At 48.1% G+C, this 2,162-nt stretch carries 3 protein-coding genes; 2 read left to right on the top strand and 1 reads right to left on the bottom strand.

Annotated elements, in window-relative coordinates; genetic code table 11:
* Positions 1-346: HAD-IB family phosphatase (locus A3751_RS10570; protein WP_156492378.1), on the top strand; the 346-nt coding region annotated here is incomplete at its 5' end.
* Positions 347-396: 50 nt separating this feature from the next.
* On the opposite strand, the gene A3751_RS10565 is transcribed toward A3751_RS10570, so the two are convergent.
* The gene (locus tag A3751_RS10565; protein WP_068455524.1) at positions 397-744 is read right to left on the bottom strand and encodes a type 1 pili tip component; all 348 of its coding nucleotides are present in this window, start codon (positions 742-744) and stop codon (positions 397-399) included.
* 232 nt (positions 745-976) lie between these two features.
* Between A3751_RS10565 and A3751_RS10560 the strand changes: the two genes are divergently transcribed.
* The coding region (locus tag A3751_RS10560) for a phosphoenolpyruvate carboxylase (RefSeq protein WP_156492377.1) at positions 977-2,162 on the top strand (1,186 nt) is incomplete at its 3' end.

The following is a 2,162-nucleotide window of genomic DNA, read 5'->3' as shown; positions in this document are numbered from 1 at the left end:
AGGCTTACAGGAAAAGCTGGGTATCGATTATGTGTTTGCTAATGAGCTTGAAATTAAGGATGGCAAGGTGACGGGGCGCGTGACCGGCCGAGTCGTTGATGGTGAGCGCAAAGCAGAGTTGTTGGATGAGCTGGCGGAGAAAGAGGGTATTGGGCGTCAGCAGGTTATCGCAGTGGGAGACGGAGCGAACGATCTTCCAATGTTAAGTCGTGCCGGTTTAGGTGTCGCGTTCCGTGCAAAGCCTTTGGTTAAAGAGAGTGCGAAACATTCTATTTCGAACCTAGGTTTAGATGCCATTCTTTATTTGATTGGCTTCAGAGATAGAGAGGCCGGAGGGCAGATTTAGCACACTGAATTTGTCGCCCTCGCTTTCATCTCTCTTTTCGGTAAAGCACCTTAACCGTTGGCAGCGGCTTTACCGTTTTGCTTTAACAGTACTTTGTATTTCTTGCTCAGGTCGAGGAATGTTGGGGTTGGACCGAGGTCTTCGTACATTGGGTCGCCCATCTCGTCTCTTGCTACGACTTTGTTACCCGCGACATAAGGAAGGCTTGTTTCTAACTCTTCAAGTGCGGAAGAAAGGAGTTCGCCAAGAATCTCGCTTTGCGTGCGCTTTGGGTACATTTCTGCGAGAGCTTCAATTTTCGCTGCGTCTTCGATGGGCAGCCTGAAAGAATACTCGCTCTCTGTCATGGTGGCTTTCGCCTGTTTTTCCCAGTACCTAGTTAACTCTTTAATTTTCATTGTTTTTTCCTGTGTTTCGGACTTCGATTGCTGCAGCTTGGCTTTTGTCCAGGTCACGTCACTCAAGGTGTCCTAGCCGGCTCTCGTCTACTAATCGTAGTACGAAACATTGAATTGAAAAGCAGTTTTGGATGTCTTTTTCATATTGCATGTCATAGCTTTGTGTGAAATTGTAAGTGTCAGCATCCCGCGTTTATTTTTGTCAGTATGCGTTAACAATCGGAGGTCGAGTTTGTCTGAATTACATCCCTTGCTACGTGAAAATGTCCGTCTATTGGGCAATTTGGTTGGAGACAATGTTAAGGAGCAATACGGTCAGGAACTATTTGATCTGGTAGAAGCTGTTCGACAAGCTGCGAAAGCGGATCGAGACGTACCGGTTGGAGATGCCAGTGAGGAATTGGTGGGTCTCTTGTCCGGATTGTCAGACGAACAACTTGTGCCCTTGTCGCGCGCTTTCAACCAGTTTCTCAATTTGGCGAATATCGCAGAGCAATATCACGCCGTTCGGCGGAGTAAGGAAGAAACGGAAGATGGCGTCGAATTGTTTGATGACTTATTGGCGCGCCTGAAAGCGCATGATGTCTCGCAAGACCAATTGCAAAGCCTCATTAATGAGATGTCCATCGAGTTTGTGTTGACTGCACATCCGACAGAGGTGACGCGACGCACATTGATCATGAAATACGATGCGTTGGCGACGGCTTTGCGAGAGAAAGATCGTAGCGATGTTAATCGCCATGAGCAGCAAGACATCGAGGATCGCCTGAACACACTGGTGTGCGAAGCGTGGCATACCAATGAAATTCGCGAGCATAGGCCGACGGCTGTCGAAGAAGCAAAGTGGGGCTTTGCTGTGATCGAGAATAGTTTGTGGGATGCAGTGCCTAAGTTTTTGCGGGAGTTTGATACGGCGCTTTCAGACAATTATCAGGTGCAATTACCTCTGACTGCACGGCCAATTCGGTTTGCATCGTGGATGGGGGGGGATCGCGATGGAAACCCCAATGTCACGGCAAAAGTAACCCGAGAAGTGCTTAGTTTGAGCCGTTGGATGGCCGCAGATTTGTATCTTCGAGATATTCGATCACTAATGACGCATTTGTCGATGTGGGATGCCAACGCTCAATTAATGGCGCTTGCGAAGCAATATGCAAGTGATGCTCCTCGAAATTCCAGCGAACCGTATCGAATTGTATTGTCAAAACTTAGGGAGCTGCTTAGTAATACCAGAGAGTGGGCGGCTATGGAGGCGCGAGGAGAGGTGTATAAAGGTGGTGCTTACCTGACTAATACAGAGGAATTGCTTGGCCCTTTGGTTACCTGTTATGAGTCGTTGCTTGAGGTTGGTGTAAAGACGGTAGCGAACGGTTTATTGTTAGATGTCATTCGGCGTGTTCAGTGTTTTGGGCTAGAGC

It is taken from the genome of Oleiphilus sp. HI0080 (assembly GCF_001635135.1).
The sequence above is the reverse complement of the archived record's forward strand: the minus strand, read 5'-3'. Positions and strand labels throughout refer to the sequence as shown.

Bases quoted from the DNA above. Each gene is read 5' to 3' on its own strand.
- A3751_RS10565 (WP_068455524.1), bottom strand. From the start codon at position 744: ATGAAAATTAAAGAGTTAACTAGGTACTGGGAAAAACAGGCGAAAGCC.